The sequence below is a fragment of the Streptomyces sp. cf386 genome (assembly GCF_900103585.1).
Classification (GTDB): Bacteria; Actinomycetota; Actinomycetes; order Streptomycetales; family Streptomycetaceae; genus Streptomyces.
Genome location: NZ_FNHV01000021.1, coordinates 34,289 through 58,571 on the forward strand (window position 1 = coordinate 34,289; position 24,283 = coordinate 58,571).

Consider the following 24,283-nt stretch of genomic DNA (forward strand, 5'->3'; position numbering starts at 1 on the left):
TCAGGTCCCCTCAGGTCCGCTCAGGTCCGCTACGAGTCCTCCGGCTTGTGCGGGGTGTGGTGCGTGCTCTTCACATGGGTCCGCAGCCGTGACGACACGTCCTCCGGCGGCAGGAAGCGGGACCACCGCTCGGGGAACTCCGACGGCATGTCCGGGTCGTCGGGGTCCTCGAGCCCGGGCTCGCGGCCGGCGGCGTGGCGGGCGACGTACTCGGCGACCTGGGCCTCGCGCAGCCGCTCGTTGGCGGCGCGGGCCGCGGCCGTCGCGGCGGCCGGCCAGACCCGGTCGATCGCGGCGTTGACCGCGGCCCCGACGAGCACGGCGAACGCGGACACACCGATCCACAGCATCACGGCGACGGCGGCGGCGAGGGAGCCGTAGATCGACGCACCCTCGATCGTGTTCGTCAGGTAGATGCGCAGCAGGAAGCTGCCCAGCACCCACATGCCGAGGGCGACCAGCGCGCCGGGCACATCCTCGATCCAGGGCGAGCGGACCGGCACGGACACGTGGTACAGCGTTGTCAGGAACGCGATCGACAGGACGATCACGACGGGCCAGTACAGGACCTGCACCAGCGTCTCCGACCACGGCACGATCCGGACCACCGCGTCCGGCCCCGCCACCATCAGCGGCAGTGCCACCGAGCCGATCAGCAGAGCCGCGATGAACAGGAGAAACGCCACCAGGCGGGTCTTGACGATGCCCCGGACGCCGTCGAGGCCGTACATCACGGTGATGGTGTCTATGAAGACGTTCACCGCGCGCGACCCCGACCACAGGGCGAACAGGAAGCCGACGGAGATCACGTCGGGGCGGCCACCCTTCATCACGTCGTCCAGGATCGGCTGGGCGATCTGGTTCACGCCCTTGTCGGACAGGACGGTGCGCGAGGCCTCCAGGAGGTTGGTCTCCAGGCTGGTGATGGTGTCGGTGCCGGTCCAGTTGTCGACGTAACCGAGGAGGCCGATGAGGCTGAGCAGCAGTGGTGGGACGGACAGCAGCGTGAAGAACGCGGCCTCCGCCGCGAGACCCAGGATGCGGTACTCGATGCAGGAGTTGACGGTGTCCTTCAGCAGCAGCCAGACGGTCCTGCGTTTCGAGACGTTCCGGTAGAGGACACGCGCCCGATGGAGACGGCCGGAGGTCCGCTGGGGGGATTCACTTGCTGGCTGCACGACCTAAAGGTATCCGCCGCGAGGGGGCGCACTCATAGCGGCGCCGGGTGCGCACACCGTCGCCACCTGCCCGGTCCCGTGCGCCGCCGCCGTGTCAGGGTGGAAACCACCGCCCCGTGGAGGGATAGGTTCACAGCCATGGCAGGCAGCACGCACACCGTGACCAATCAGCCCCCACCCCTGATCGGCCACGACGTCTACACCTCCGACCGGGCCCTGACCGAGGCCGTCGCACGTCATCTCGCCCCGGAGCTGCTGGACGAGGCGCAGGGCGAGCTGACCGCGTTCGGCCGGACCTGCGGTTCGGCGCAGGTGCAGGACTGGGGGCGGCTGGCCAACGAGCACCCACCGCGGCTGCGCACGCACGACCGCTACGGCCGCCGGATCGACGAGGTCGAGTTCCATCCGTCCTGGCACCGGCTGCTCGGCAAGGGCGTCGCGGCGGGGCTGACCGCGGGCTGGGTCCGGCCGGGCGGGCATGTGCGCCGTGCGGCCGCCTTCCTGCTGTGGACGCAGGTCGAGGCCGGGAACGGCTGCCCGCTGTCCATGACCCACGCGGCGGTGCCCGCGCTGCGGACGGAACCCGACCTCGCCGCCGAGTGGGAGCCGCTGCTGACGTCGATGATCTACGACCGTGAGCTGCGGCCGGCCGGGCAGAAGGCCGGGGCGCTGTTCGGCATGGGCATGACGGAGAAGCAGGGCGGCAGCGACGTACGCGCCAACACGACGGCCGCGCATCCCCTGCCCGACGGCGAGTCGTACGAGCTGACCGGGCACAAGTGGTTCTGCTCGGCCCCCATGTCGGACGGGTTCCTCGTGCTGGCGCAGGCACCGGGCGGACTCACCTGTTTCCTCGTGCCGCGGGTGCTGGCGGACGGCAGCCGCAACGTGTTCCTCATCCAGCGACTCAAGGACAAGCTGGGCAACCGCTCGAACGCCTCCGCCGAGGTCGAGTTCGACGGGACGTGGGCGCGCCGGGTCGGCGAGGAGGGGCGCGGGGTGCGCACCATCATCGACATGGTGGCCGCGACCCGGCTCGACTGCGTGCTGGGGTCGGCCGGGCTGATGCGGCAGGCCGTCACTCAGGCGATCCACCACTGCTCCCACCGCGAGGCGTTCGACGGGAAGCTCGTCGACAAGCCGCTCATGCGCAACGTCCTGGCCGACCTGGCCGTCGAGTCCGAGGCGGCGACCACCCTCGCACTACGGCTCGCGGCGGCCTACGACGACGGCGGCGAGCAGGAGCGGGCACTGCTGCGGATCGCGGTGCCGGCCGCCAAGTACTGGGTGACCAAGCGGTGTGCGCCGGTGACGGTCGAGGCGTCCGAGTGCCTGGGCGGCAACGGATACGTCGAGGAGTCCGGCATGCCCCGCCTGGTGCGCGAGTCGCCGCTGAACTCGATCTGGGAGGGCGCGGGCAACGTCCAGGCCCTGGACGTCCTGCGGGCGTTGCAGCGGGAGCCCGCGGCCCTCGACGCCTACCTCCGAGAGGTCGGCAAGGCACGCGGCGCCGACCACCGCCTGGACGGCGCGATCAAGGGCCTGCTGACGGAACTGGCCGACCTGGAGGGCATCGAGGCAAGGGCCCGCCGCCTGACGGAACGACTCGCACTGGTCCTACAGGGCTCCCTGCTGGTCCGTTTCGCGCCACCAGAGGTCGCGGACGCGTTCTGCGCGTCGCGGCTGGGAGGCGACGGGGGCATGGCCTTCGGCACACTCCCCTCAACCCTGAACCTGACGTCGACGGTGGAACGGTCAAGGCCGCAGGCCTGACCCCAGGGGCGCGGGGAACTGCGCGACAAGCCACAACGCAACCCGCAGACGCCAACGCACCTCAGGCGGCACCCCTCCCGCGCACTCGGCCCAACCGCCGGAGGTGGGTGGTAGGGGGTGGTGCTGCGCCGACACGGCACCACCCCCACCCAGGCCCGTTCGAGCCCACGAACGCCGCTCGGGACGGCGTTGCTCAAGTTTCAATCAGGCCAGGGCGGACCACCAGGGTTGCAAGGGGTTGCAACTTGTTGGCGTCTGTGTGCGGAGTGTGTGCCTCCGCACACGACGAACGGCACTATGAGACACACGGTCAAGACGCAGCAGGACGAGCCGAACCGGGAGGACCCTTGGCGCTCTCGCCGACGGACGTGACGCAACTGGCCGCCGTGGACTCGGCGCGGGCCGCGCGGGTGCTCAGCGACGTCCGCGCCGCCACGCTCGCCGGGCAGCGCGCTCCCGTCGCGCCACGTCCGGTGATCGAGCAGTCCTGGGAGCGCATGCTGCGCAGCGGGGTCGATCCGGACCACGACTTCCGCTCCGGGCTGCTGTCCCGGGAGGAGGTGCAGCGGCGCCGGGAGAGCACCGTGCTCAGGCATGTGCTGCCGGTGCTGCGCGAGGGGCTGCTGTCGGTCGCGGATGTCGCGCACCACATCATGGTCGTCGCCGACGACGAGGGCCGGGTGCTGTGGCGGGAGGGCAGTTCGTCCGTACTGCGCAAGGCCGACGGGCTCGGGTTCGCACTCGGCGCCGACTGGCGGGAGAGCGTCGTCGGCACCAACGGCGTGGGCACCCCGGCGGTGGTCCGCCGGCCCGTGCAGGTCTTCGCCTCCGAGCACTTCCAGCGCTCGCAGACCGCCTGGACCTGCACCGGCGCCCCCATCACGGACCCGCGCGACGGCCGGCTGATCGGCGTGGTGGACGTCAGCGGACCGCTGGAGACCATGCATCCGGCCACGCTCGCCTGGGTCGACTCGGTGGCCAAGCTCGCCGAGGCCCGGCTGCGCGAGCTGCATCTGACCTCGCTGGAGCGGCTGCGCGCGGTCGCGGCGCCGGTGCTGGCCCGGATCGCCGGGCGAGCCCTGGTGGTGGACCGGGACGGCTGGACCGCCGCGGTGACCGGGATGCCGTACGCGAACCGGATCGCGCTGCCCAAGTCCCTGTCGCCAGGCCGCCGGTGGCTGCCGCCGCTCGGCCCGTGCTCGGTGGAACCGCTGGCGGGCGGCTGGCTGCTGCGGCCCGCCGACGAGCCCGTGCCGACCGGGGCGACACGGATCGCGCTGGACCTGACGCAGCCGCGCCGCTGGTCGGTGACGGTGTCCGGCGGCGCGGGTTCCTGGAGCCATGAACTGAGCCCCCGGCACGCCGAGTTGCTCTATCTCCTGGCCCTGCATCGGTCCGGGCGCAGCGCGGCGGGGCTGGCCGAGGACATGTTCGGCGACGCCGGCCGAACGGTGACGGTGCGGGCCGAGATGTCCCGCGTACGGCGCTATCTCGGAGCGTTTCTGGAGCATCGGCCGTACCGCTTCCGCGAGGACGCGGAGGTCGGGGTGCTGCTGCCGGACGACCCGCGCGAGTTGCTGCCGCATTCGACGGCGCCCGCGGTGGTACGCGGACGGATGTCGGCCAAGATGTCCTGAATGCGGCCTGAGGGGTGGCATCTTCCGCATATTTGCGGGGTCTTCATCCGCGAGCGTGCTCACCTGCCGTAGCATCCCTCTACGAGCCACCCCACCTGCTCCTTTGGTCAACAGACAGACCAATAGAGGCAGTTGGCTCGCCTCGGGAGGTTTGATGAAGCACCGCGGCAGACACCGTCGACGCAAGCAGGGCCGTGCGGTTCGCGCGTTCCTGGCCGGAACCGCCCTGGCGCTCACCGCCGCCGCCACGATGATCAGCGCCTCACAGGCCACCGTCGGTGACAACCCCGGGGCGCTTGAGCCTCTCACCAGGGACGCGGACACCCGCGCACTCCGGCTCCAGGAACAGCTGGTGCCGCAGGCCACCCTCGACGAACTCGCCGCCGGGATGGGCAGGCCGGTGGGTGTGCGCGCCGTCCTGGAGAGCACCGACCGCGCACTGCGGGGCGCGTCCGGCTGTACGGCCGCCGAGCGCACCGCGCTGCCGGTCGCGCCGGCCGCCACGCGCGCGTACTGCTGGGACGCCGCCGACACCCGGAACTGGCGGGCGGGCGCGGTCACCACCTCGGGGGACGCCGACGACGACGGCTGGTGGAACGACAACCGGGTGCTCCTCTCCGGCTGGAGCCGGGGCACCACCGACCGGGGCCTCGCCCGGGTCGCCTTCGTCGACGCGAACGACCTGGACCACCTCAGCTACGCCTCGGCCCTCCTCGTCGTCCCGGTGGACGGCGGACGCGACTACCGCGCCCTGACCTCGCGCCTGACCGGCATGGTCTGGTACCAGGACAAGCTGCTGGTCACCGCCGCCGACGGGCTGTACGTGTACGACATGAACCGCGTCCAGCGCACGACGGTCGACAGCGCGGCCGTGGGCCGCGTCGAGAAGGGCTGGTCGGCCGACGGCCACCGCTTCGTCCTGCCCGCCGTCGGCTCGTACCGTCTGAGCGGCTCGGGCAGCGCGCCCCGCCTCGGCGCCGTCTCCCTCGACCGCAGCACGGCGCCCGACAGCCTGGTCGCGAGCGAGTGGACGCCTGCGGGCAGCGACGAGAACGCCCGTCTGTGGCGCTACGACTTCAGCAAGGACCCGGCCCGTCCCGGTCTGCTGGCCACCGACGCCACCGGATCGGCGTCCGCGGTCGAGGCGTACGAGACGGAGGCGTCCGGCATCAGGGGCCTGCTGTCGCACCGGGCCGCCGGGACGGACCGCTCCGACTGGTACGTGGGCCGCGACCCGGGCGCCATGGACCGGCAGGGCAGCCTGTGGCGCCAGGACACCGAGGGTGCCGAGGCGACCCGCTGCGGCTCGGAGAACGCCCCGCGCTGCTGGGGCGTCCAGGCGGGCCCCCTGTCGTACTGGGAGGCGACCGGCGAGGTGTGGTCCCAGTCGGGCCGGGTGCTGTTCGCGGCGCCGCTGACGTCGATCGACCGGGCGCTGGGGTAGCCGCCGGGGTAGCGGGGGCGGTGGCGGGCGGTCCGCGTGGACGCCGATCGACAGATCGGCCGTTCGAATGATTCCCTGGCCGTCATGACCAAGACCCCCGTGACCACCTGGTCCCTGGAGCAGACCTCCCCCGACGACGTCCTCCCGGCCGCCGGCCCGGAGGGCGATGTGCGGATCGTCCGGTCCGAGGTGCCCTCACCCGAGTTCAGCCGGTTCCTGTACGCCTCCGTCGGCGGGGACATCCGGTGGATCGACCGGCTCGGCTGGACGTACACGCGGTGGCGGGAGCATCTGGAGCGGCCCGGTGTGGAGACGTGGGTCGCCTACGACCACGGGACTCCGGCGGGGTACGTGGAGCTGGAGCCACAGGACGACGGGGTCGTGGAGATCGTCTACTTCGGCCTGATTCCGGCTTTCCGGGGACGGAGGATCGGCGGCCATCTGCTGGCGTACGGCGCCGCCCGCGCCTGGGACCTCGCGGACCGCTGGCCCGGACTGGCGCAGACGAAGCGGGTGTGGCTGCACACCTGCAGCCTGGACGGGGAACACGCCATGGACAACTATCTGCGGCGCGGCTTCAAGCTCTTCGACACCAAGGTCGAGGAGGAGGCCGAGGTGGCCGCGCCCGGTCCGTGGCCGGGGGCTTACCCTGGCTGACCTGGGCAGAAACGGCCGAATCGGGCCATGTGACCGACGACACCCTTGTCTCACTCTACGGGACAAGGGTGTCCGCATGACGGACGAAGCTGGACTGTGTCCAGATCGCCGTGACACGCTTCCGTCATGTCTGGAACTGGAATTGCCTTGGTGAGTCGGCGGCACGTCGACCTCGGCCGCATGTCCAGCGCCATCTGTCCGGCGCGCTGAGTACCGTCCATCCGCGCCCGACACCCCCCTTTTGTCTCATTCCTGCGCAATGAAGCGCATGTATGCCCATGCGCCCGTACGCGCAGGTCAGAGCCGCTTTCCCGCCTGTCCCGAAGGACGTAACAACCATGGCCGCCAACCCGCAGAAGCCTGCCGCCGCGACTCCCCGCCGCAAGGTGAGCCGTCACCGCGGCGAGGGTCAGTGGGCCGCGGGACACTTCACCCCGCTCAACGGCAACGAACAGTTCAAGAAGGACGACGACGGTCTCAATGTGCGGACACGCATTGAGACGATCTACTCCAAGCGCGGCTTCGACTCCATCGACCCGAACGATCTGCGTGGCCGGATGCGCTGGTGGGGGCTCTACACCCAGCGCCGCCAGGGGATCGACGGCGGCAAGACCGCCATCCTGGAGCCGGAGGAGCTGGACGACTCCTACTTCATGCTGCGGGTGCGGATCGACGGCGGCCGGCTGACCACGCAGCAGCTGCGCGTCATCGGCGAGATCTCGCAGGAGTTCGCGCGCGGCACCGCGGACATCACCGACCGGCAGAACGTCCAGTACCACTGGATCCGGATCGAGGACGTGCCCGAGATCTGGAACCGCCTGGAGGCGGTCGGTCTGTCCACCACCGAGGCCTGCGGTGACACGCCCCGTGTCGTCATCGGCTCGCCGGTCGCCGGGATCGCCGAGGACGAGATCATCGACGGCAGTCCGGCCATCGACGAGATCCAGCGCCGGATCATCGGCAACAAGGCGTTCTCCAACCTGCCCCGCAAGTTCAAGTCCGCGATCTCGGGCTCGCCGCTCCTCGACGTGGCGCACGAGATCAACGACATCGCCTTCGTCGGCGTGGACCACCCCGAGCACGGCCCCGGCTTCGACCTGTGGGTCGGCGGCGGTCTGTCCACCAACCCCAAGATCGGTGTCCGGCTCGGCGCCTGGGTGCCGCTGGACGAGGTGCCGGACGTCTACGAGGGCGTCATCTCGATCTTCCGTGACTACGGCTACCGGCGGCTGCGCACCCGCGCCCGCCTGAAGTTCCTGGTCGCCGACTGGGGCGCGGAGAAGTTCCGCCAGGTGCTGGAGGACGAGTACCTGGGGCGCAAGCTCGTCGACGGTCCCGCGCCCGCCCAGCCCGTGGAGCGCTGGCGCGACCACGTCGGCGTCCACCGCCAGAAGGACGGCCGCTTCTACGTCGGGTTCGCCCCGCGCGTCGGCCGCGTCGACGGCGCCACGCTCACGAAGATCGCCGAGCTGGCCGAGGCACACGGCTCGGGCCGGGTCCGTACCACCGTCGAGCAGAAGATGATCGTCCTCGACGTCGAGGAGGCGCAGGTCGAGTCGCTGGTCGAGGCCCTGGAAGCGCTGGACCTGACCGCCAAGCCCTCCCCCTTCCGGCGCGGCACGATGGCCTGCACCGGCATCGAGTACTGCAAGCTCGCCATCGTCGAGACCAAGGCGCGCGGCGCCTCGCTGATCGACGAACTGGAGCGCCGGATCCCGGACTTCGACGAGCCGATCACCATCAACATCAACGGCTGCCCGAATGCCTGCGCCCGTATCCAGGTGGCGGACATCGGTCTCAAGGGCCAGCTGGTCCTGGACGACAAGGGCGAGCAGGTCGAGGGCTTCCAGGTGCACCTGGGCGGCGCACTCGGTCTGGAGGCCGGGTTCGGGCGCAAGGTGCGTGGTCTGAAGGTCACCTCCGAGGAGCTGCCCGACTACGTCGAGCGCGTCCTGAAGCGGTTCCAGGACGAGCGCGAGGACGGCGAGCGGTTCGCCACCTGGGCGGCGCGCGCCTCCGAGGAGGCCCTCTCATGAGCGAGCGGGCCGCCCCCTTCTACTGCCCCTACTGCGGTGACGAGGACCTGCGTCCTGCCGAGCAGGGCCATGGCGCATGGGAATGCGCGGCATGCAATCGGGCCTTTCAACTGAAGTTCCTAGGGCTGCTCGCCCGGGGTCTTCAGCGCACCGACGCAGGGGGAGACGAGATATGACGACGGCACAGGAAGAGCGCACGACGGCCGATCTCAAGGCGCTCGCCGAGCAGGCCGGCCAGGATCTGGAGGACGCCTCCGCTCTGGAGATCCTCCAATGGGCGGTCGACACCTTCGGCAAGCGCTTCTGCGTGACCTCCTCCATGGAGGACGCCGTGGTCGCCCACCTCGCCTCCCGCGCCATGCCCGGCGTGGACGTCGTGTTCCTCGACACCGGCTACCACTTCGAGGAGACCATCGGCACCCGCGACGCGGTCGAGGCCGTGATGGACGTCAACGTCATCACCCTCACCCCGCTGCAGACGGTCGCCGAGCAGGACGCGCAGTACGGCCCCAAGCTGCACGACCGCGACCCCGACCTGTGCTGCAAGCTGCGCAAGGTCGAGCCGCTGGAGCGGGGCCTCAAGGGCTATGTGTCCTGGGCGACCGGGCTGCGCCGCGACGAGTCACCGACCCGGGCGAACACCCCGGTCGTCGGCTGGGACGAGAAGCGGCAGAAGGTGAAGATCTCCCCGATCGCCCGCTGGACCCAGGACGACGTGGACGCCTACGTCGCCGAGCACGGCGTCCTCACCAACCCGCTCCTGATGGACGGCTACGCCTCCGTCGGCTGCGCCCCCTGCACCCGCCGGGTGCTGGAGGGCGAGGACGCGCGCGCCGGCCGCTGGGCGGGCCGCGGCAAGACCGAGTGCGGGCTGCACGGCTGACCATGACCGAGCTTGCTACGAATTTGGAGAACCACGTGACGAGCGGAGCCACCGTCTGGCTCACGGGTCTGCCGAGCGCCGGCAAGACCACCATCGCCTACGAGCTGGCAGGCCGGCTCCGCGAGGAAGGCCACCGCGTCGAGGTGCTCGACGGCGACGAGATCCGCGAGTTCATCTCGGCGGGCCTCGGCTTCAGCCGCGAGGACCGGCACACCAATGTGCAGCGCATCGGCTTCCTCGCCGAACTGCTCGCCCGTAACGGCGTCAAGGCGCTCGTCCCGGTGATCGCGCCGTACGCCGACAGCCGTGACGCGGTGCGGGGGCGGCACCAGGAGAGCGGTGCGGCGTACGTCGAGGTGCACGTGGCCACGCCGGTCGAGGTGTGCTCCGTACGCGATGTGAAGGGTCTGTACGCCAAGCAGGCCGCGGGCGAGCTCTCGGGGCTCACCGGGGTCGACGACCCGTACGAGGAGCCCGAGTCGCCCGATCTGCGCATCGAGTCCCAGAACCAGACCGTTCAGGAGTCCGCGGCGTCGGTGTACGCCCTGCTCAGCGAAAGGGGTTTGGCATGACGACCACCGTCGCCACGGTGGAGGACGGCACGGTGTCCCCGTACGCCCTCTCGCACCTGGACGCGCTGGAGTCCGAGGCGGTGCACATCTTCCGCGAGGTCGCGGGCGAGTTCGAGCGGCCGGTGATCCTGTTCTCCGGCGGCAAGGACTCCATCGTCATGCTGCACCTGGCGCTCAAGGCGTTCGCCCCCGCGGCGATCCCCTTCTCACTGCTGCACGTCGACACCGGACACAACTTCCCCGAGGTCATCGACTACCGCGACCGCACGGTCGACAAACACGGCCTGCGCCTCCATGTCGCCTCCGTACAGGACTACATCGACCGGGGGGTGCTCAACGAACGCCCCGACGGCACCCGCAACCCGCTGCAGACGGTGCCGCTGACCGAGAAGATCCAGAGCGAGAAGTTCGACGCCGTCTTCGGCGGCGGACGACGCGACGAGGAGAAGGCCCGGGCCAAGGAACGGGTGTTCAGCCTCCGGGACGAGTTCTCCCAGTGGGACCCGCGCCGACAGCGCCCCGAACTGTGGAACCTGTACAACGGCCGCCACGCACCCGGCGAACACGTCCGCGTCTTCCCGCTGTCCAACTGGACCGAACTCGACGTCTGGCAGTACATCGCCCGCGAGGGCATCGAACTGCCGGAGATCTACTTCGCACACGAGCGTGAGGTCTTCAAGCGCGGCGGAATGTGGCTGACCGCCGGTGAGTGGGGCGGGGCGAAGGACGGCGAGACGGTCGAGAAGCGGCTCGTCCGCTACCGGACCGTGGGCGACATGTCCTGCACCGGTGCCGTCGATTCGGACGCGGTGAGCCTGGAGCAGGTCATCACCGAGATCGCCGCCTCCCGGCTGACCGAGCGCGGCGCCACCCGCGCCGACGACAAGCTCTCCGAGGCCGCGATGGAAGACCGTAAGCGCGAGGGGTACTTCTAAGCATGAGCACGACGACGACCGAGGAGCTCTCGGCCACCACCCTGCTGCGGTTCGCCACCGCGGGCTCCGTCGACGACGGCAAGTCCACGCTCGTCGGCCGGCTGCTGCACGACTCCAAGTCGATCCTCACCGACCAGTTGGAGGCCGTGGAGCGCGCCTCGGCGAGCCGCGGTCAGGACGCGCCGGACCTCGCGCTGCTCACGGACGGCCTGCGGGCCGAGCGGGAGCAGGGCATCACGATCGACGTGGCGTACCGTTACTTCGCCACGCCCCGGCGCCGGTTCATCCTCGCCGACACCCCCGGCCATGTGCAGTACACCCGCAACATGGTGACGGGTGCCTCCACGGCCGAGCTGACGGTGATCCTGGTCGACGCCCGCAACGGCGTCGTCGAGCAGACCCGCCGGCACGCCGCCATCGCCGCGCTGCTGCGGGTGCCGCACGTCGTGCTCGCCGTGAACAAGATGGACCTGGTCGACTACCAGGAGTCCGTCTTCGCCGCGATCGCCGAGGAGTTCACGGCGTACGCGCTGGAGCTGGGCGTCCCGGAGATCACCGCGATCCCGATCTCCGCGCTGGCCGGCGACAACGTGGTGGACCCGTCCGCGAACATGGACTGGTACGGCGGCCCGACCTTCCTGGAGCACCTGGAGACGGTCCCGGTCAGCCACGACCTGAGCCACTGCCACGCCCGCCTTCCCGTGCAGTACGTGATCCGGCCGCAGACCGCCGAGCACCCGGACTACCGGGGCTACGCCGGTCAGATCGCCGCCGGTTCCTTCCGCGTCGGCGAGTCGGTGACGGTGCTGCCGTCGGGCCGTACGTCCAAGATCTCCGGCATCGACCTGCTGGGCGAGCCGGTCGACATCGCGTGGACCACCCAGTCGGTGACCGTCCTGCTGGAGGACGACATCGACATCTCGCGCGGCGATCTGATCGTGCCGACCAAGGACGCGCCCGCGACCACCCAGGAGATCGAGGCCACGGTCTGCCACGTCGCCGACCAGCCGCTGGCCGTCAACCACCGGGTGCTGCTCAAGCACGGCACCCGTACGGTCAAGGCGATCGTCAAGGACATCCCGTCCCGGCTCACGCTCGACGACCTGTCCCTGCACCCGCATCCGGGACAGCTCGTCGCCAACGACATCGGCCGGGTGAAGATCCGCACCGCCGAGCCGCTGCCGGTCGACTCCTACGCCGACTCGCGCCGCACGGGCTCGTTCATCCTGATCGACCCGAACGACGGCACCACGCTCACCGCGGGCATGGTCGGCGAGTCGTTCGCCTCGCCGGAGCCGGTCAAGGACGACGCCGAGGACGACGGGTGGGACTTCTGAGAGCCCGGCTCCTGGCCGCGCTGCCGCTGCTCGCCCTCGCGGCGTGCGGCTACGGCTCCCAGGCCAAGGAGAACACCGAGCAGGCCATCGCCGGTGCGGCCAAGGTGGACGGTCTGGACTCGGTACGGATCGGCTACTTCGGGAACCTCACCCACGCCACGGCGCTGGTCGGCCGGCACGAGGGGCTGTTCCAGAAGGAACTGGGCGGCACGAAGGCCGACTACGCCACCTTCAACGCCGGCCCCTCGGAGATCGAGGCGCTGAACTCCAAGTCCATCGACATCGGCTGGATCGGCCCCTCCCCCGCCATCAACGGCTACATCAAGTCGAACGGCGAGAACCTGCGAATCATCTCCGGTTCGGCCTCGGGCGGTGTGAAGCTCGTCGTCGACCCGGAGAAGATCAAGTCCCTGAAGGACGTCAAGGGCAAGAAGATCGCCACGCCGCAGCTCGGCAACACCCAGGACGTGGCGTTCCTCAACTGGGTCTCCGAGCAGGGCTGGAAGGTCGACGCGCAGAGCGGCAAGGGCGACGTCTCGGTCGTCCGCACCGACAACAAGATCATGCCGGACGCCTACAAGTCCGGCTCGATCGACGGCGCCTGGGTGCCGGAGCCGACCGCGTCCAAGCTGGTCGCCGAGGGCGGCAAGGTACTGCTGGACGAGGCCGACCTGTGGCCCGACAAGAAGTTCGTGATCACGAACGTCATCGTGTCGCAGAGCTTCCTGAAGGAGCATCCGCAGGCCGTGGAGGCCGTACTGAGCGCCTCGGTGAAGACCAACAAGTGGATCAACGACAACCCCGACCGGGCGAAGGCCGCGGCGAACGCCCAGTTGGCGGCCGACACCGGCAAGGCGCTGCCCACCGCCGTCCTCGACCCGGCGTGGCAGTCGATCCGGATCACCGACGACCCGCTGGCGGCCACGCTCGGCACCGAGGCCGAGCACGCGGTCAAGGCGGGGCTGCTGCAGAAGCCGGACCTGACCGGCGTCTACGACCTGGCGCCGCTGAACAAGGTCCTCAAGGCCGAGGGCGAACCCGAGGTCGACGACGCCGGACTCGGTGTCGAGTGAGCCGCATTTCCGAATGACCAGAGTTCCTACGAGAGTTCCCAGGAGGTGACGACCATGGCAACCGCCCTCGCCAAGGCCGCGGACACGGATGCGTCCGTGGAACACGCCGCGCGCATCGAGCATGTCTCGAAGTCCTTCGCCGGCCCCGCCGGGCAGCAGCTCGTCCTCGACGACATCACGCTCGATGTCGCACCCGGTGAGTTCGTCACCCTCCTCGGAGCGTCCGGCTGCGGCAAGTCGACGCTGCTGAACCTCGTGGCCGGACTGGACAAGCCCAGCGCGGGCAGCATCACGACCGACGGCCGTCCGGCGCTGATGTTCCAGGAGCACGCGCTGTTCCCGTGGCTGACCGCGGGCAAGAACATCGAACTCGCCCTGAAGCTGAGGGGCGTACCGAAGGCCGAGCGGCGCGAGCGGGCCGAGGAGCTCCTCGAACTCGTCCGTCTCAAGGGCGCGCACGGCAAGCGGGTGCACGAGCTGTCGGGCGGTATGCGTCAGCGCGTCGCCCTGGCCCGGGCACTCGCCCAGGACAGCCGACTGCTGCTGATGGACGAGCCGTTCGCCGCGCTCGACGCGATCACCCGGGACGTCCTGCACGACGAACTGACCCGCATCTGGCGCGAGACGGGACTGTCCGTCCTGTTCGTGACGCACAACGTGCGCGAGGCCGTCCGGCTCGCCCAGCGCGTCGTCCTGCTGTCCTCGCGCCCGGGCCGTATCGCGCGTGAGTGGACGGTCGGCATCCCGCAGCCGCGCCGCATCGAGGACGCCGACGTCGCGGAGTTCTCCCGGGAGATCACCGAAGAACTGCGTGGGGAGATCCGCCGCCATGGCCAGCACTGACACCACCCCGGCCAAGGACGGCAACGACCTCGCCGGACTCGAAGCCGGCCTGGACGCCCTGGAAACCGTCCAGACCACCCGCACCCCTCTCCGCACGACCCTGATCCAGAAGGTCCTGCCGCCGATCGTCGCCATCGTGCTGGTGCTGGGCGTCTGGCAGTTCCTGGTGTCGTCCGGCGTCGTCGACGACCCGACCAGGCTGCCCGCGCCGTCCGACGTGTGGGCCGAGCTGCGCGAGTCCTGGCTCGAGGGCACGCTGCACGAGTACATCTGGACGTCCGTCTCGCGCGGTCTGCTCGGCTTCCTGCTGGCCTTGGCGATCGGTACGCCGCTGGGGCTGCTGGTGGCGCGCGTGAAGTTCGTACGCGCGGCGATCGGACCGATCCTGTCCGGCCTGCAGTCCCTGCCGTCGGTAGCGTGGGTACCGCCGGCCGTGATCTGGCTGGGGCTCAACGACAAGATGATGTACGCCGTCATCCTGCTCGGCGCGGTCCCCTCCATCGCCAACGGCCTGGTGTCCGGCGTCGACCAGGTGCCGCCGCTCTTCCTGCGGGCGGGCCGCACGATGGGCGCGACCGGCCTGAAGGGCACCTGGCACGTCGTGATGCCGGCCGCGCTGCCCGGCTATCTGGCGGGTCTGAAGCAGGGCTGGGCCTTCTCGTGGCGTTCCCTGATGGCGGCGGAGATCATCGCCTCCTCGCCCGACCTCGGCGTCGGCCTCGGCCAACTCCTCGAAAACGGCCGCACCAACAGCTCCATGGCCATGGTCTTCTTCGCCATCCTCCTCATCCTGTTCGTCGGCATCGCCATCGACCTCCTCATCTTCAGCCCCCTCGAACGCCGCGTCCTGCGCAGCCGCGGCCTGCTGGCCAGGAGCTGAGGTCCCATGTCCGTGAAGCCGGTTCTTCTCGTCATCGCCCACGGCAGCCGCGACCCGCGGCATGCCGCGACGGTGCACGCCCTGGTAGGCCGGGTGCGTTCGCTGCGCCCTGACGTACGCGTGGAGACCGGCTTCCTGGACTTCAACATCCCGTCGGTGCAGGGGGTGCTGGAGTCGCTGGCGGCGGAGGGCGTCCGGGACGTCGTGGCGCTGCCGCTGCTGCTGACCCGGGCCTTCCACGCGAAGGCCGACATCCCGGCGGTCCTGCGGGACGCGCCGCCGCAGCTGCGGATCCGGCAGGCGGAGGTGCTGGGCCCGTCGCCGCTGCTCCTGGCCGCCCTGGAACGGCGGCTGTACGAGGCGGGGCTGACGCCCGCCGACAAGTCCTCGACCGGGGTCGTGCTGGCCTCGGCGGGGTCCACCGACCCGGAGGCGATCGCAGTGATCGCAGAAATCGCGCGGGAGTGGCGGCACACCGGTTGGTGCGCCGTGCGACCTGCGTTCGCCTCCGCATCTCTTCCGCGCACCCAGGACGCGGTCCGCGAACTCCGCGAACTCGGCTGCGAGCGGGTGGCCGTCGCGCCGTACGTCCTGGCCCCCGGCTTCCTCCCGGACCGTATCGCCCGGGGCGCGGCCGAGGCGGACGTACTGGCGGATGTGCTCGGGGCGGCGCCCGAGGTGGCGCGGGTGCTGCTGGAGCGGTACGACGCGGCCGGGGTGCCGGTGCTTGCGGCTGTCGGGGCCTGAGTACCCGAAGGGCCTTGCTCATCGGGCGGGAATTGCGGCGCGGCCGGTCCCACCTGGTGGGATTCCGAAAAAACGGTCTCCCCGGGCGTGGGGATCTGCTGGGATGGTCCCTCGAAGTTCTATCGGGGGAGAGCGGCACACGTGGCTGGACGCGAGTTCGGGCATTACCTGGGGCTGCCACGGGCGCTGTCCGGGCTGCCGTTGAGCCCGCTCGTGCCCGGTTACGCCCAGCTCGCCACCGCCCAGCACGCGGCAGGGTTACGGCACCTGGGCGCGGCGCTGCTGCCCCCGGGCGGCGGCGGATTACGCGTCCTCGACGGGCTGTACGTTCCGTCCGGGCCCCGTGGCCGACAGCGGGTGGACGGCGCGCTGCTGGACGCCTTCGCCTGTGCCGCGACCCCGACGGCGCCCCTCGCAGGGCTCCTCGCCGCACTGCACCGCCGTGATCCACAGGCACCGCGCAGGGTCGTGCTGTACCAACTGATCGGCCTGCTTCAGGACCGGGACCAGAGTGAACGCCCGCGGGTCGCCGTGGAGTTGGGGGTGCACCCGGACGAGGTCGCCGGGCTCGTGGCGGCGGCCCGGCTGCGGCCCGCCCTCACCCGGCAGCAGCGCAACGCCGCCGAATCCCTCGCCGACGCCTGGCAACGGCACCGGCTGCACCGGGTGCGGGCCCTGCTGGAGCGGCTGCCGCAGGACCGCACCGACCCGGCTCTGGCGGCACTGCGGGGCGCGCTGACCGCCCGGTTGGCCGTGGTGGAGGCGGCGCTGCGCGCGGCACGGGCGGCCGAGGGGCGCGGGGACACCGAACGGGCGACCGAAGAGTTGCTGCACGCGCTGCACGAGGCCGCCGACGACCGACGGTCCCTGCGCGCCCTGGTCCGTCACCACAGGCCGGGTTCCGGGCCGCGGGCTCCCCTGCACGCCGAACTCGGCTCCGATCACGTCGAGTTGACCTGGCCGCAGACGGACGCCGAGGGTAACGGCGACTGGTTGCTGCTGTGCCTGTTCCGGGACGAGAAGGGGGCTCCGAAGGTCCGGGAGGTGGCGGGGCAGGGTGCCGGGGCGGCCCGGGACACCGCCGTCGCGCTCGGCTCCGCCGTCCGGTACGCCGCACTCCCGTTGCGCGACGGGCGCGTCGCCGGGCCGCCGCTCGTCTCACACCGGGTGCTCGTCGCGCCCGAGGTGGAGAAGCTGACGCTCACGGACGGGCCCGAGCGGATCGAGGGCTCCTGGCGGCGACCGAGTGGTGCCGCCGAGGTGACGGTCGAGCGGACCGGGCCGGACGGGACCGTGGATCAACTGCCGTCCCACGCCGACGGGTTCACCGCGTCCGACCTCACCACCGGTGCCCACGCCTTCCGCGTCGTCAGCCACTACCGGGCGCCCGGCGGCGCCCTGGTCCCCTCCCCCGGCGTCCACGCCACCCGCACCGTCCACCCCTGGCCCGCCCCCGTCCGCACCCTCACCGCACGCCCCGACGGCACGGCGCTGCGGTTCGACGTGACCGGCGCGCTGGACACCGAGGTCCGGTTGGTCCGGTGGCCCGGCGAGGCCCCCGCCCCCGGCAGCGAGCTGCGGTCCGACCAGCTCCCGGCGCGGCTCGACCGAGCCGAGCGGGCCGGGGTTCTGGATCCTCCGCCGGTCGGGTACACACGGGTCGCCGCCGTCGCCGTACTCGGTGAACGCGCGCTGGCCGGTCCCGTGGTCGACGTCGAGGTGTTGAGCCCGGTGACCGGGCTCGCCGCCCAGCGCCTCCCGGAGGGACACGCCGCGGTCACGCTCGACTGGCCCGACGGTGTCGGCCATCTTCTCGTGACCTGGGAGCACCTGGACGACGGGGCGGCGGGAGACGCCGGCACCGGCTCCGTCGCCGGCGGCCGACGCACCGTCACCGCCCACGCCTACCGCCGCAGTGGACTGCGGCTGCCCGTCGGCCCCGGCGGCGTGCTGATCCGGGCCTCGACCGCGCCGCAGGCGCCCGGCGCCGTCGTCCTGCCGGCCGAGAACGCCGAGGTCGTGCTGGCGCCGGACACCACGATCGGCTATCAACTCGTACGCGCACCACGCAGGTTGCTCGGCCGCGGCCGTACCCTGTTGCGCGTCACGCTGTCCGCTCCCCGAGGTCATACGGGCGTCCCCGAGTTCGTGTGCGTCGCCCGCAGCGGCACCATCCGCCCCCGCAGCGCGATCGATGGCACGACCGTGCTGCGTATCCCCGGCACCGACCTGAGCCGCCACGGCACAGTCGAGCAGGAGCTGCCGGCCTCGCCCTGCCCGACCCCGTACACCCTGCGCGGCTTCCTGCTGGGCGAGCACGCGTCCGCCGTACGTCTCGAAGAACCGTCCCCCGCGACCCTGGTGGTGCGCTGAGCCATGACGACCGTGATCTGCCCCTACTGCTTCGACCGCGCGACCGCGGCCAAACTGCCCTACCGCTGTCTGATGACCCCGAGCGGCGTCCGCGGCGGCACCCCCTGCGGTCCGCAGCGCGACGACATATGGGCGGGGTTCATGGGGCCCGGCGCTCCCCCGGCGACGCGGATGCGCGGCCCCGTGTTCGCCCCGGCCCGCAGGCTCGCCGCGCTGCCCGTGTCCGTCGGGTCGCGCGGCGGCAGCAGCGTGCCCTGTCCCGACTGCGGGGTGCCCACTCCGGTGCGGGTGTGCCGGGCCTGCCACAACGACCTGCCGAGCGACTACTGCGACCAGGACAGCCGCATCATCGCCCTGGTCGGCGCGAAGGCCTCCGGCAAGAGCACCTACGTCTCCGTTCTGCTCAACGAGTTGAACCAGCGTGTCGGGCAGGCCTATCACGCCTCGCTCGCGGCGATGGGGCAGACCACCCAGCAGCGGGACAGGGACATGGCCGAGGACCTCTACGAGCTGCTGCGGCTGCCGGACGCCACCCGCCCGGCCGCCCTCGGCTTCAACGACCCGCTCCTGTACCGGCTCAGCCTGCCCAGACGCGGCCGCCCGGGCTCCGGCACCCGGCACACCACGCTGGTCTTCTTCGACGCGGCGGGCGAGGACCTCGCGGGCGCCGAGGCCATGGACCGCTACACCCGCTATCTCAGCGCCGCCGACGGCATAGTCATGCTCGTCGATCCGCTCCAACTCGGTTCCGTGCGGGACCGGTTGCCCGTGCACGACGGCCCTCCACTGCCCGTCGTGGAGACCCCGCCGCAGCAGATCGCCGCCGACCTGGCGGTTCAGCTGCGCGCCCATGGCAAGGGCGGCTCCCGCGGGCGGGTGTCCACGCCGATCGCCGTGGCCGTCACCAAGACGGACATGCTCAGGTCGCTGCTCGATCCGCACTCCCCGCTGCTGCGCAACGCGCCCCACACCGAGGGCCGGTTCGACGAGGACGACCGGCTCGCCGTGCACGAGGAGATCCGGTCGCTGATGGCCGACTGGGACTCGGGGGCGCTGGTACGGCAACTGGAGCTGGACTTCGCCGAGTTGTCGCTGTTCGGGCTGTCGGCGCTCGGTGCGCCGCCGCCCGCCGAGGCGCCGGCCGACGTACCGAAGTCGGGGCCGCAGCCGGTACGGGTGGAGGATCCGCTGCTGTGGCTGCTGGCCCGCCGGGGTCTGCTGCCCGTGCGGTCCACCGCGAAGGGACGCGTAGGAAGGGGGCGTGCCAAGTGACCCTCGCCCAGGTGCACTACACCTCGGCGCCGCCCGGGCCCGACGGTTCGGGGTTCCGGTTCACGGCGGTCAGCGCCGGGGTACCGCAGGGACTGCTGCGGGAGGCCGAGCAGCTCATCGGCTACGAACCCCCGCGCGACTTCCCGGCCCGCCCTGACGCCGAGCAGCTCAAGAGCTTTCCGAAGGCCTTCAGCTTCTCCGAACTCGCCGACGGAGGACGGTTGTTGAGTCGCTCGGTGTACACCGGGGCGGACTACAGCGGCCGTTGGGGCAACTTCCACGCGCATGCGCTGCATCTGCCGCCGGGAACCCGGCTGCCGGACGGTGCGCTGCCGATCACGGCGTGGGAGTCGCCGCGCTGGGCCGACACCACACCGCCGGGCGGACGGCCGGACCCGGTCGACCGATTCGAACCGTCGGGCCTGCTCCGCAAGGACGCCCTGATCGCGTTCGCCGTGTCCCGCTCCGACCGGCTGGCGGCGTTCTTCGCCGATCTGCGGGCGTTGACGGAGAGCCCCGACACCGCAGGCCAGATCGTCATCGTCGAGCACGACAGCGCGGACGTCGCCCAGTGGATCGCGCTCGCCTGCGCGGTGCTGCCGCGTGAACAGGCCCACCGGCTGACGTTCACCACCTACTCCCGCCGCCCGCAACAGGCCCGTCAGCAGATCGTCGGCGTTCTCCCGTCCTCCGAGCCGGTCACCCACGACCACCGCTACCGGGTCCACGACTGCACGGCGGGACCGGAACCGGCGACGGCTCCGGTGACCGACGTATGGGCCCTGATCTGCGCGCACATCTGGCGCGCCGGACGCCCCGACCTGTTCCGCGACACATCTGCGGAGACCGGGCCGCTGGCGGTGGCCGCGCTGGTGGCGGGGATCGAGCTGGGTACGGCGGGGCGTACGGCGGCGGCGCGGTGGGCGGTGGATCACTCGGGCACGCTCGCCGACGACACGTTGACGGCGCTGGTGGGGGCGTTGTGCGAGGGCGGCGAATCGTCCGCCCCGGCCGACGCCGAACAGACCGCGCTGGCAGCCCTGTTGGCCCGGCTGGAGGGTCAGGTGCCGAGCGTCGTGACGGCGCCGCTCGCCGCGCGGGTGCTGGCCGCGGCCGTACGGGCTCGTGGGCCGATGCCCGCGCTGCGTGCCGGGTCGCTGACGGCGCAGGCCCAGGCCGCACTGGCCCGGGATCTGGCGCCCGCGCTGCGTGCCGGTATCGCCGACGAGGAGGATCCGGCCGCCGACCGCCCCCTGGCGCTGCTGCGGATCGCCGACCTCCTGGACATCGACTGCCAGGATCTGCTCCCGGACCTGGCGGGCCGACTGGCCCGGGGTCTGGTCGCCGAGCCTTCGGCGGGCGTGGAGAGCGGAGTGGGCAAGGACGCTGCGGGGTACGGGGCGACGGGTCCGGCGGGGTATGCGGAGGGGCGTTCCCCGGCCGACGGCGCAGGTCGGTACCCCGCCGACGGCACGGGTCGGTATCCCACCGAGAGCGTGGGTCGCCGCCCGGCCGACGCGTGGTGGAGCCAAGCCCCGTCCGACGGTTCCGGCAGGACGCCCGCCGACAGTTCAGGCCGCCGCTCCGCCGACCCGGCGGATCGTACGTCGGCCGACGGCACGGGTCGCCACCCGGGCGACGCCTGGTGGAACCAAGCCCCGGCCGACGGCCTCGGCAGGACTCCTGCCGATGGTGCGGGCCATGCTCGGGAGGACCTCCCCGGCCGGACCTCCGCCGACTTCCAGGGCCGTACCCCCACCGGCGCCCCGGGCCGAACCCCGCTCGACGACCCCGCCACCGCTGCCGCGGGCAGCCCGCCCGCGCCGCAGCCCCCGTCCCACTCCCCCTCCCCCGCCCTGCTCGACGCCGTGCACGAGCACCCGGCCCTGCGCATCGCACTGTTCGGTGCCCTCAACGCGCTGGCCGCGGCCGATCCGCCCGGGGTGGCGCGGAGGCTGGCCGGGTCGGGGCTGCCCGTCGAGTTGCAGACCGGGTTCCCGCATCTGCGGATGTGTGTCATGGCGGGCGAGTCCGCAGGCGGACCCGGCGGTGACCGGCTCGGGCGGTTCCACGGCGTCCTGCGCACCGCCGGCGTCTCACCGCACGCCGACACGGCGGTCCTGCGCACCGCGCTCGGGCTGGTGTGGTCCGGCGATCTGCCGACGGGCGAAGAGGCGAGCCTGCTGCTCAACCAACTGGGGTCGGACATCCACCGCGCGGCCGGCACCCGGGACATACTGATCGACGCCGCGCTCGCCGCGCCTGCGGACGACCACGACGTACCGGATCTCGCCGCCGACCTGCTCCGCTGCTTCCCCACGGAGCTGCGGCCCGGGCAGCGCGCGGCCCTGCTCCTGCTGGAGTTCGCCGGTCTGCTCGGCACCGAAGGTGAGGGCGAGGACTGGGTGGGCCGGGCGCTGGCCCTGCGGGACGGTGCGGCCGAACCCGTTCCGGAGACGGTCGTGGAGCGGGTGTTCGACGCCCTCGCGCGGCGGCTCGTCCTGGGTCCGGCGCCCGAGAGCGAGCTGTACCCCCTGGCCCGGGCGGCCGAGCCGCGGCTGCTCGCTGCGTACGAGCGGGCGGCGCGCTCGGACCGGGTGGGCAACCGCCTGCGGACGGTGCCGTCGTACGTCGCCCTCTGCTTCTCCGCCTGGAACTCCTTCGCCGGAACCCGCCCGGGGTGGGACGAGACACGAACGGCCCTGCTGACGAAGGTGCTGCGGCCGATCGTGCGGGCCCTGCCGGCCGAGGACGTCACCGCGGTCGAGGAGGCCCTCGGCCGCGCGGGCCGCGGCAGGCTCGACGCGTTCCGCACCTGGAACCGCCCCGGCGCCCTGGGCCGCCTCGCGGGCCGTCTGTCCGGCCGCGGCCGGCGCGGCACGGACCAGCCGCCGGTGTGGCCCGGGGACGTGGAACCGCCGACCGAGGGGCGTCGCCGATGAGCACGGCCACTCTGACCATCGCCCTCCTGGTCTGCCCGGGCCTGCTCATAGCCGTCGGCCTCTGCTTCTTCCGCCTGCTGTGGGAGTTCCTCGGCATCGGTGTGGGTGGCGTGTGGCGGGGGCTCGGGCCCTGGCAGGTGGGGCGGACCGACCAGCGCGTGCCGGTCGTCGCGAAAGGTGAACCCGCTCAACTCGGCTACTGGTGGCGGCAGATGTGGGTGGACGCGGTCTCGGCCGCCGGATACGGGATGCGGGTCGTCTGGACCGCGCTCTCCGACCCTTGGCTGGGCCGGTTCGTACGGAACCTCTTCCACGGGCGCAGCCCCTCGGGCATGCGCGTCAGCAATGCCGGCCAAAGCCTGCTGCTGGCCGTGTTCGTCGCGCCCGGCGTAGCCCTGGGCGCGCTGCTCGGTGCCGCGCTCGCCACCGTCGCCCTCGGCGTCGTCCATGGCGTGTTCGCCCTGCTGCTCGGCCTGGTCTGGCTGGGCTGCGCGACGGCCGTACCGGTGCTGCGGGGCGTGGAGCGCGGGTGGCTGCTGATGCGGGGGGTACGCGTCAAGTGCCCGTATCCCGGCTGCTATCGGCCCGTGCCGCTGGCCGTGTACCGGTGCCCGAACTGCCGGGCCGAGCATCGTGGGCTGCGGCCGGGACGGTACGGCGTCCTGTGGCACGCGTGCACGTGCGGGCACCGACTGCCGACGACGCGCCTCGGGGGACGCGGGAAGCTGACCGCCCTGTGCCCGCACTGCGACCGGCCACTGCCGGAGACGGTCGGCACCACCCGGGTCGTACACGCCCCGCTGATCGGCGGGACCTCGTCGGGCAAGACCATGTTGATGGCGGCGATGGTGGAGGGCCTGCACGCGTGGTCGCGGCGCGGCGATCTGCGCGTCGAGTACGCCTCCACCGAGGACCGTCGCACGGCCGGCGACCTCGACCAGGAGCTGAAGCAGACCGGTTGGGCCCATGCCACGACCGGTGGCCAGCCGCGCGCCCTGATGCTGACCGTGACACTCGGGCGGCGGCGCAGGTTGCTGTACCTGTACGACCCGATGGGCGAGTCGGTCAGCGACGCCGAACGCGTGCGCGCCCAGCGGTACCTGGCCCACGCGGACGGCGTCGTCCTGGTCGCCGACGTCCTGGCCGAGCCCAAGGTGCGCGGGCAGTTGAGCGCCGAGGACACCCGGCGGGCCAAGGCGGCCCGCCCCTCGCCGCAGGGGCCCTGGGAGACGTACCAGCGGCTGATCGGCGAGCTCACGGCGCTGGCCGGCCGGCGTGGGCGGCTGTCGGTGGCGACGGTCGTCACCAAGCGGGACGTGCTGGACCAGCTGAGCTCACTGCCCGTGGCCGGCGCCCGCATCGACAGCTGGCTGGAGGAGGTCGGCCTCGGCAACCTCGTCCGGGCCCTGGGACACGACTCCAAGGCGGCGCGCTACTGGGCCGTCAGCGCCCACGCCGCCACCGGCACCGGCCCGCTGGAGCCCGAGCAGCGCAGGGCCGCCGAGCCGGTGCTGTGGCTGCTCGCGGCCTCGGGGCTGAAGACCGGGGCGCTGATCGGACCCGGCGACGAGGGCGAGAGGAGGTAGGCCCGGCATGACCCAGGTGACCCGACCGATCGGGCGTGGACGGCGCATGGCGGCAGGCCTGTTCGTCGCCTCGCTCGTGCTGACGGCAGCCGCCCCGGCCCTGCTCGCGCTGTGG

20 protein-coding genes are annotated in these 24,283 nt (G+C 71.9%); 19 read left to right on the forward strand and 1 reads right to left on the reverse strand.

The genetic code is table 11. From position 1 onward, the window contains the following. Positions 1 to 29 precede the first annotated feature (29 nt). On the reverse strand, positions 30 to 1,178 hold the full coding sequence (locus BLU79_RS38335; protein WP_093910635.1) for a YihY/virulence factor BrkB family protein: 1,149 nt from the start codon (positions 1,176 to 1,178) through the stop codon (positions 30 to 32). Between the two features lie 138 nt (positions 1,179 to 1,316). On the opposite strand from BLU79_RS38335, the gene BLU79_RS38340 reads away from it, so the two are divergent. From BLU79_RS38340 to BLU79_RS38425, 19 genes are all read left to right on the forward strand, one after another. Then, positions 1,317 to 2,951, forward strand: coding sequence for an acyl-CoA dehydrogenase family protein (locus tag BLU79_RS38340; protein ID WP_093910636.1), 1,635 nt, complete (start codon positions 1,317 to 1,319; stop codon positions 2,949 to 2,951). 347 nt (positions 2,952 to 3,298) lie between these two features. After that, positions 3,299 to 4,588 carry a GAF domain-containing protein gene (locus BLU79_RS38345; protein ID WP_093910637.1) on the forward strand — a complete coding sequence of 430 codons (1,290 nt, stop codon included), beginning with the start codon at positions 3,299 to 3,301 and terminating at the stop codon, positions 4,586 to 4,588. A gap of 154 nt (positions 4,589 to 4,742) precedes the next feature. After that, positions 4,743 to 6,032, forward strand: a complete 1,290-nt coding sequence (locus BLU79_RS38350) for a hypothetical protein (RefSeq protein WP_093910638.1) — start codon at positions 4,743 to 4,745, stop codon at positions 6,030 to 6,032. Positions 6,033 to 6,116: 84 nt separating this feature from the next. Continuing rightward, positions 6,117 to 6,689 carry a GNAT family N-acetyltransferase gene (locus BLU79_RS38355; protein ID WP_093910639.1) on the forward strand — a complete coding sequence of 191 codons (573 nt, stop codon included), beginning with the start codon at positions 6,117 to 6,119 and terminating at the stop codon, positions 6,687 to 6,689. A 126-nt stretch (positions 6,690 to 6,815) separates the two neighbouring features. Next, a complete protein-coding gene (locus BLU79_RS50145) occupies positions 6,816 to 6,899 on the forward strand; it encodes a putative leader peptide (protein WP_310591794.1) in 84 nt (27 codons plus the stop codon). 128 nt (positions 6,900 to 7,027) lie between these two features. Then, a complete protein-coding gene (locus BLU79_RS38360) occupies positions 7,028 to 8,725 on the forward strand; it encodes a nitrite/sulfite reductase (RefSeq protein ID WP_093910640.1) in 1,698 nt (565 codons plus the stop codon). Continuing rightward, complete coding sequence (locus BLU79_RS49455; protein WP_093910641.1) at positions 8,722 to 8,901, forward strand: hypothetical protein; 180 nt, start codon at positions 8,722 to 8,724, stop codon at positions 8,899 to 8,901. The genes BLU79_RS38360 and BLU79_RS49455 overlap by 4 nt, the downstream gene beginning before the upstream one ends. Continuing rightward, positions 8,898 to 9,608 (forward strand): phosphoadenylyl-sulfate reductase, encoded by a 711-nt coding sequence (locus BLU79_RS38370; RefSeq protein WP_093910642.1) that lies wholly within the window; start codon positions 8,898 to 8,900, stop codon positions 9,606 to 9,608. Before BLU79_RS49455 ends, BLU79_RS38370 begins: the two co-directional genes overlap by 4 nt. A 35-nt stretch (positions 9,609 to 9,643) precedes the next feature. Beyond that, entirely contained in the window at positions 9,644 to 10,180 is a 537-nt protein-coding gene (gene cysC / locus BLU79_RS38375) for an adenylyl-sulfate kinase (RefSeq protein ID WP_093910643.1), read from the forward strand. Further along, entirely contained in the window at positions 10,177 to 11,115 is a 939-nt protein-coding gene (gene cysD / locus BLU79_RS38380) for a sulfate adenylyltransferase subunit CysD (RefSeq protein ID WP_093910644.1), read from the forward strand. The genes cysC and cysD overlap by 4 nt, the downstream gene beginning before the upstream one ends. 2 nt (positions 11,116 to 11,117) lie before the next feature. Beyond that, entirely contained in the window at positions 11,118 to 12,452 is a 1,335-nt protein-coding gene (locus tag BLU79_RS38385; protein ID WP_093910645.1) for a sulfate adenylyltransferase subunit 1, read from the forward strand. Further along, entirely contained in the window at positions 12,440 to 13,525 is a 1,086-nt protein-coding gene (locus BLU79_RS38390; protein ID WP_093910646.1) for an aliphatic sulfonate ABC transporter substrate-binding protein, read from the forward strand. Before BLU79_RS38385 ends, BLU79_RS38390 begins: the two co-directional genes overlap by 13 nt. Positions 13,526 to 13,579: 54 nt before the next feature. Then, complete coding sequence (locus BLU79_RS38395) at positions 13,580 to 14,368, forward strand: ABC transporter ATP-binding protein (RefSeq protein ID WP_093910647.1); 789 nt, start codon at positions 13,580 to 13,582, stop codon at positions 14,366 to 14,368. Further along, positions 14,355 to 15,248: an ABC transporter permease gene (locus tag BLU79_RS38400; RefSeq protein WP_093910648.1), complete on the forward strand. Its 894-nt coding sequence runs from the start codon at positions 14,355 to 14,357 to the stop codon at positions 15,246 to 15,248. Before BLU79_RS38395 ends, BLU79_RS38400 begins: the two co-directional genes overlap by 14 nt. Positions 15,249 to 15,254: 6 nt before the next feature. Further along, the gene (locus BLU79_RS38405) at positions 15,255 to 15,995 is read left to right on the forward strand and encodes a sirohydrochlorin chelatase (protein ID WP_093910649.1); all 741 of its coding nucleotides are present in this window, start codon (positions 15,255 to 15,257) and stop codon (positions 15,993 to 15,995) included. A 141-nt stretch (positions 15,996 to 16,136) separates the two neighbouring features. Beyond that, positions 16,137 to 18,368: a hypothetical protein gene (locus BLU79_RS38410; protein WP_177001337.1), complete on the forward strand. Its 2,232-nt coding sequence runs from the start codon at positions 16,137 to 16,139 to the stop codon at positions 18,366 to 18,368. Positions 18,369 to 18,371: 3 nt separating this feature from the next. Further along, a complete protein-coding gene (locus BLU79_RS38415) occupies positions 18,372 to 19,640 on the forward strand; it encodes a TRAFAC clade GTPase domain-containing protein (protein WP_093910650.1) in 1,269 nt (422 codons plus the stop codon). After that, on the forward strand, positions 19,637 to 22,582 hold the full coding sequence (locus BLU79_RS38420; RefSeq protein WP_093910651.1) for a GTPase-associated protein 1-related protein: 2,946 nt from the start codon (positions 19,637 to 19,639) through the stop codon (positions 22,580 to 22,582). The genes BLU79_RS38415 and BLU79_RS38420 overlap by 4 nt, the downstream gene beginning before the upstream one ends. Then, positions 22,579 to 24,168, forward strand: coding sequence for a TRAFAC clade GTPase domain-containing protein (locus BLU79_RS38425; protein ID WP_093910652.1), 1,590 nt, complete (start codon positions 22,579 to 22,581; stop codon positions 24,166 to 24,168). Before BLU79_RS38420 ends, BLU79_RS38425 begins: the two co-directional genes overlap by 4 nt. The last annotated feature ends 115 nt before the right edge of the window (positions 24,169 to 24,283 follow it).